The organism is Citrobacter sp. wls619 (genome assembly GCF_005281345.1).
Lineage (GTDB): Bacteria > Pseudomonadota > Gammaproteobacteria > Enterobacterales > Enterobacteriaceae > Citrobacter.
On record NZ_SZXJ01000064.1, the window covers coordinates 79,236 to 85,796 of the forward strand.

Consider the following 6,561-nt stretch of genomic DNA (forward strand, 5'->3'; position numbering starts at 1 on the left):
TTATTTTGGGGAAATATTAATTTTGTTATTGGTTTACTGAATCCAACCAGCCGTATTTATCTTCTGTTTCACCGGTGAAGAGGCCAAAGAAGGCTTGCTGGATACGTTTGGTGACTGGACCGCAGCGGCCTTCACCGACCTGAATACCATCAACGCTGCGTACTGGTGTGATTTCCGCCGCAGTGCCGGACATGAACACTTCGTCAGCCAGGTACAGCGATTCGCGGGAAAGTACCTGCTCACGCACTTCGATATCGAGATCTTTCGCCAGCTTGATGATCGCGTCACGGGTGATGCCTGGCAGCGCGGAAGAGGTAAACGGCGGGGTAAACAGAATGCCGTCTTTAACTTCAAACAGGTTTTCACCGGCACCTTCGGAGATGTAGCCATTCACGTCCAGCGCAATACCTTCTTGATAACCATGACGACGCGCTTCGCTACCCACCAGCAGCGAAGACAGATAGTTGCCACCGGCTTTAGCCGCGGTAGGAATTGTGTTTGGTGCAACACGGTTCCAGGAAGAAACCATGGCATCAATCCCCTGATCCAGAGCATCTGCACCGAGGTAAGCCCCCCATGGGAACGCAGCAATAATCACATCCGTGGTGTATCCCGCAGGCGGGTTAACGCCCATACCTACATCGCCAACAAAAACCAGCGGACGGATATAGGCGCTGGTCAGATTGTTTTTGCGGATCACCGCGCGGCACGCTTCCATCAGTTCATCAACGCTCTGAGAGACCGGAAAACGATAGATCTTGGCTGAATCACGCAGACGCTGCATATGTTCGCGATGACGGAACACCACCGGCCCTTTGTGAGAGTCGTAGCAACGGATGCCTTCAAATACAGAAGTACCGTAATGCAGCGCGTGGGACATCACGTGAACCTTCGCGTCTTCCCAACGAATCATCTCGCCATTAGACCAAATGTAATCAGCTTTTTTCGTCGTCATTTTTCTTCCTTTTGCGCTCAGGCGCGGATTTGTTGTGATGTGGTTGTGCTCTGGCAGATAGCAACGTGTGCAACATCTACCAGTTTACTTAACTGACTAAACAGTAAGTCGACCGACCGGGGGCTGGCAACGGTCAATTCGATATTTATATTCTGCGCATCGCTGGCGGCTTCCATATTCATGGAGCACACCTGAAAACCACGATGGCGTACCACGCGTAAAACACGTTCTAACGTTTCCGGATTGAAACGAGCCTCAACGGCGACCTGATGTTGCATCATGATAATTTCTCCAGCATTTCTGAGTTGCTGGCACCTGGTGGTACCAGAGGCCAGACATTCTCAAGTTCGTCGATTGAGACATGAAGCAAGTATGGCCCCTCACTGTTCAGCATAGTGTCGAGGGCCGCTTCAACCTGGTCTTTACGGGTGATATGTTGACCTGGGATGCCGAATGCGCTGGCCAACATGAGGAAATCGGGGTTATCGGTAAGGGTGGTTTCGCTATAACGTTCCTGAAAAAACAACTGCTGCCATTGTCGAACCATACCTAACCGTTGGTTGTCGAGTAAGACGATCTTCAACGGCAATTGCTTGCGTTTTACGGTGCCCAGCTCCTGTACATTCATCATGAAGGAACCGTCACCGGAGATACAGATTACCGTATCATTCGGGCGAGCTACCTGTGCGCCAACCGCGGCAGGTAAACCAAAGCCCATCGTTCCCAGCCCGCTGGAAGTAATGAAATTTTCCGGGCGGGTGTAGGTCATATGCTGTGCCGACCACATCTGATGCTGGCCAACATCCGTTGTAACAACGCTATCCGCAGGTTTACGGTCCGACAGTTGTTTTAACAACAACGGCGCATAGATGGCCTCACCCGGATGGTCGTAGCGCCAGGTATGCTCTGCGCGCAGTTCTGCACTGTGCTGACGCCAGGCGTCAACGTTCAGAGGTTGTTGTAATGCCGGTAACAGTGTATTTAAATCGCCCTGTAACGCTACGTGCGCCTGGCGCAGTTTGTTCATCTCAGCCGGATCGATATCCATGTGGATCACGCTGGCATTCGGAGCGAATGTGTTCAGCTTGCCAGTCACCCGGTCATCAAAACGTGCCCCGACAGCGATCAGTAAGTCGCATTCCTGCACCGCAAAATTCGCCGCCTTGGTTCCGTGCATCCCCAGCATTCCCAGGTAATACGGATAATCAGCGTCAACTGCGCCCAGACCTTTCAGCGTACAAGCGACCGGTAATTGGGTCAGCGCGATAAATTCACGCAGGGCAGGAACCGCCTGCGCCATACCAACGCCGCCCCCTACGTACAGGATTGGTTTTTGCGCCTGCGCCAGCATGTTACGCGCCTGCTCAACGTCAGCATGAGGGAATGCAGCCGCATCTTCTACGGTCGTGAAATACGGCTCCAGCGTACCGCTGGCTAACTGGATATCTTTCGGGATATCAACCAGAACCGGACCCGGACGACCGGAATTCGCCACGTTGAAAGCTTCCGCCATGATACGCGGCAGCTCTTCCAGTGACTGGACCAGGAAGCTATGTTTGGTGCAGGACAGCGACATACCCAGCACGTCCACTTCCTGAAACGCATCGGTTCCGATGAATGGTGCAGCAACCTGGCCGGTGATGGCCACAACAGGAACTGAATCTAACAGCGCATCAGCAAGACCCGTAATCAGGTTGGTAGCACCTGGACCGGAAGTGGCGATGCATACACCGGTTTTACCTGTAGAGCGGGCATAGCCAATAGCCGCCATCGCCGCGCCCTGCTCGTGTCGGCACAACAGGTGCTCTACGCCGCCGTCATACAATGCATCGTAAACCGGCATAATTGCGCCACCGGGATAACCAAAGACGGTTTTAACCCCTTGTGCACGCAACGCATGTACCACCCACTGTGCCCCATTCATAGTTACATCCCCGCCGTAAATCTTGAGAAACAGAATTTTATGCTACCGTTCACTTTCTGCTCCTCGTGTCTGTTTTTAAGGTCAAAAAAAACCCCCGGACCTTTCGGTGCGGGGGTCTTAGTTCGTTAAGGCTTGTTTTCTAAGCCTTTCCTCGTCCAAGTGCAGCCCCGCACGGTGGGATAATAATCACCACCACGCTAATCACGACCAGGCTAATCACTCGTAGAAGGGCTGTCATTTTTGTATTTTCTTGCATCTTGTTCGAAGGAATGCCTAAAGAGTTACCATAGAATTTGCGAATAGCACAAGATATTTTTGTTTTCATTTTTCTGACGCTGTTAACGGTTTAGATAAATACCGTTGTTTTTTATACAAAAAATATAAAATGAAAATATTTCACGTTTCAGCACATCAGCACAACCTGCGATCCCTTTCCTCGGCACACTCATACGCATTTGCGAGCGAGATTCCAGACATGGCGCAAGCGATTCCTGATTACACAAAAACACAGGAATAAGCATCTAAAAACATCAATTATGCAGAATCTTGCCGATATCTATTGCGACATAATATTCCTATCAGGAGGGGGTTATGTCACTATCGATTGTTCACACACGCGCCGCACTCGGCGTGAATGCACCTGCCATTACCATCGAGGTACATATCAGCAATGGCCTGCCTGGTTTAACCATGGTGGGGTTACCTGAAACGACGGTGAAAGAGGCTCGCGATCGGGTACGCAGCGCAATTATTAATAGCGGGTATGAATTCCCGGCCAGGAAGATAACCATCAACCTGGCTCCGGCTGACCTCCCCAAAGAAGGGGGACGATATGATTTACCTATCGCTGTTGCGCTTCTGGTCGCTTCTGAGCAGCTTACAACCCATAATCTCGATACCTATGAGCTGGTAGGCGAATTAGCGCTTACAGGCGCTTTACGCGGCGTTCCAGGCGCTATATCAAGCGCAACCGAAGCGATTCGTGCAGGCCGTCAAATCATTGTCGCTAAAGAGAATGCCGCAGAGGTTGGCCTAATACACGGTGAAGGGTGCCTGATTGCCGATCACCTGCAGGCGGTATGCGCATTCCTGGAAGGAAAGCATGATTTAGACAAACCGCAATCTGCAGACTTTACCGCCGAACCTTCACCAGAGGATCTCAGTGATGTCATCGGTCAGGAACAGGGTAAACGGGGGCTGGAGATCACCGCCGCTGGTGGTCACAACCTCCTGTTTATCGGCCCACCTGGGACGGGCAAGACCATGCTGGCCAGCCGCCTCAGAGGACTGCTCCCTCCACTTAGCAACGATGAGGCGCTGGAAAGTGCAGCGATCCTCAGTCTGGTCAATTCCGATACGATACAAAAACAGTGGAAGCAACGCCCTTTTCGTTCTCCCCATCACAGTGCTTCATTAACCGCAATGGTGGGGGGTGGTTCTATTCCCGCACCGGGAGAGATCTCTCTGGCGCATAACGGCATACTGTTTCTGGATGAATTACCTGAGTTTGAGCGACGCACGCTGGATGCACTACGTGAGCCTATTGAGTCCGGACAGATCCATTTGTCCCGCACGCGGGCTAAAATAACCTATCCGGCGCGTTTTCAACTGATTGCTGCTATGAATCCTAGCCCAACGGGCCATTACCAGGGGAACCATAACCGCTGCAGTTCAGAACAGACGCTGCGTTATCTTAATCGACTATCAGGACCTTTTCTTGACCGCTTTGATCTCTCCCTCGAAATCCCCTTGCCACCCCCCGGCATACTCAGCCAGAACGCAGTGAAAGGAGAAGACAGCGCTACGGTAAAACAACGTGTTCTGGCAGCTCGGGAACGTCAATACCAGCGGCAAAATAAGTTAAATGCGCATCTGGACAGTCAGGATATACATAAGTTTTGCATGCTTCGCAGTGATGATGCGCACTGGCTTGAGGACACCTTAGCGCGTCTTGGATTGTCCATCCGCGCCTGGCTACGCCTGATAAAAGTCGCACGTACCATTGCGGATATTGAACAGTGCGACCATATCACCCGCCAGCACTTGCAGGAGGCCGTTGCTTATCGGGCGATAGACAGGTTATTAATTCACCTGCAGAAATTACAGGCATAAAAAAAGGGCTTACGCCCTTTTTTATTAATCATCAGATTCGGTGTAATCTTCCGCACCTTCTACCTGAGGTTTCCCGCCAGACAGAGTGTGGAAACGTTTCGGACGTTTAATCCGCGTCATGTACTTGGACCACACACGTTCAGCTTCAGTAACCGGTTCGCGTTCACCGCGGCATACCGCAACAAACAATTTTTCTTCTTCAGTTACTGGCTCACGTTTGCCCAGATCCAGCTCGTTGAAGGCATAGCCATGACGCTCAAGCAGCTGTGCCTCTTTAATGGTGAAATCACCATGACGGGAGAATCCGCGGGGGTAATATTTATTGTCGAAATATCGATTAGTCGTCGTAAAGCTTTCCGCCATCCTGCACGCTCCTAATTCTTTGGCCGAGCTATTTATGGCGCGGAGTATTAGTTACGCTTGACAGAGCGTCAAACAAAAGATTTAAATCATCACGACAAATAATTTTATGGAGCGCGTTGTGGATACGGAATTGTTAAAAACTTTCCTGGAAGTTAGCCGGACACGCCACTTTGGCAGGGCTGCTGAAGCGCTTTACCTGACCCAGTCGGCGGTAAGTTTTCGGATCAGACAACTGGAAAATCAACTGGGTGTGAACCTGTTCACCCGACACAGAAACAATATTCGTTTGACCGCTGCAGGTGAAAAATTATTGCCTTACGCAGAAACGCTGATGAATACGTGGCAAGCAGCACGTAAGGAGGTCGCGAATACCTCGCGGCACAACGAGTTTTCGATCGGTGCCAGTGCATCCCTTTGGGAATGCATGCTCAATGACTGGTTGCGGCGTTTATACCAATCTCAGGAGCCACAATCCAGCCTGCAGTTTGAAGCGCGAATCGCTCAGCGCCAGTCGCTGGTAAAGCAGCTCCATGAACGACAGCTGGATCTGTTAATTACGACCGAAACCCCAAAAATGGACGAATTTAGCAGCCAACTGTTGGGATATTTCACGCTGGCGCTTTATTGCAGTACCCCTTCGCAAACCAAAGATGAACTGAATTACCTACGCCTGGAATGGGGACCGGATTTTCAGCAGCATGAAGCGGGATTGATTGCAGGAGATGAAGTGCCGGTACTTACTACCAGTTCTGCAGAACTGGCAAGACAGCAACTTTCTGTAATTAAAGGATTTAGTTGGCTTCCCGTCTGTTGGGCCAGAACCAAAAGCGATCTTCACACGGTTACCGACAGTACGACGCTTTCACGTCCGTTATATGCGGTTTGGCTGCAAAATAGCGACAAACATGCGCTAATTCGCGAACTGCTGAAAACAAATATTTTGGAAGATTAATGAAAACGCTGGCAAGGATGCCGGAAAACATTGAACTGGAAGATCTCGAACATAATGTTCAGGTAAAAAAAAATCCTTAGCAAAAATGCTAAGGATTGTTTCTGGCAGGGGCGGAGAGACTCGAACTCGCGACACCCGGTTTTGGAGACCGGTGCTCTACCAACTGAGCTACGCCCCTAAATTTTCTTATCATTAAGCCTGCTTAGTAGCAGGCTTAATTTTCTAATAAGTGGCGGAACGGACGGGACTCGAACC

7 protein-coding genes and 1 tRNA gene are annotated in these 6,561 nt (G+C 50.7%); 2 read left to right on the forward strand and 6 right to left on the reverse strand.

Annotated features, from left to right (window positions below):
• Positions 1–25 precede the first annotated feature (25 nt).
• The 4 genes from FDX19_RS14045 to ilvL all read right to left on the reverse strand — a co-directional run bounded on the left by FDX19_RS14045 (position 26) and on the right by ilvL (position 3,117).
• Positions 26–955: a branched-chain amino acid transaminase gene (locus FDX19_RS14045; RefSeq protein WP_137383192.1), complete on the reverse strand. Its 930-nt coding sequence runs from the start codon at positions 953–955 to the stop codon at positions 26–28.
• Between the two features lie 17 nt (positions 956–972).
• Positions 973–1,236 (reverse strand): acetolactate synthase 2 small subunit, encoded by a 264-nt coding sequence (gene ilvM / locus FDX19_RS14050; RefSeq protein WP_003018017.1) that lies wholly within the window; start codon positions 1,234–1,236, stop codon positions 973–975.
• The gene (gene ilvG / locus FDX19_RS14055; protein ID WP_137383193.1) at positions 1,233–2,879 is read right to left on the reverse strand and encodes an acetolactate synthase 2 catalytic subunit; all 1,647 of its coding nucleotides are present in this window, start codon (positions 2,877–2,879) and stop codon (positions 1,233–1,235) included. The genes ilvM and ilvG overlap by 4 nt, the downstream gene beginning before the upstream one ends.
• A gap of 139 nt (positions 2,880–3,018) precedes the next feature.
• Positions 3,019–3,117 (reverse strand): ilv operon leader peptide, encoded by a 99-nt coding sequence (ilvL, locus tag FDX19_RS14060; RefSeq protein WP_001311244.1) that lies wholly within the window; start codon positions 3,115–3,117, stop codon positions 3,019–3,021.
• 353 nt (positions 3,118–3,470) lie between these two features.
• Between ilvL and FDX19_RS14065 the strand changes: the two genes are divergently transcribed.
• The gene (locus FDX19_RS14065; RefSeq protein WP_137383194.1) at positions 3,471–4,991 is read left to right on the forward strand and encodes a YifB family Mg chelatase-like AAA ATPase; all 1,521 of its coding nucleotides are present in this window, start codon (positions 3,471–3,473) and stop codon (positions 4,989–4,991) included.
• A gap of 24 nt (positions 4,992–5,015) precedes the next feature.
• On the opposite strand, the gene maoP is transcribed toward FDX19_RS14065, so the two are convergent.
• Positions 5,016–5,354: a macrodomain Ori organization protein MaoP gene (gene maoP / locus FDX19_RS14070; RefSeq protein WP_003018025.1), complete on the reverse strand. Its 339-nt coding sequence runs from the start codon at positions 5,352–5,354 to the stop codon at positions 5,016–5,018.
• Between the two features lie 106 nt (positions 5,355–5,460).
• Here maoP and hdfR point away from each other — a divergent pair, with 106 nt between their 5' ends.
• Positions 5,461–6,306, forward strand: coding sequence for an HTH-type transcriptional regulator HdfR (gene hdfR / locus FDX19_RS14075; RefSeq protein WP_137383195.1), 846 nt, complete (start codon positions 5,461–5,463; stop codon positions 6,304–6,306).
• Between the two features lie 102 nt (positions 6,307–6,408).
• On the opposite strand, the gene FDX19_RS14080 is transcribed toward hdfR, so the two are convergent.
• Positions 6,409–6,484 (reverse strand) — tRNA-Trp (locus FDX19_RS14080).
• Positions 6,485–6,561 lie beyond the last annotated feature (77 nt).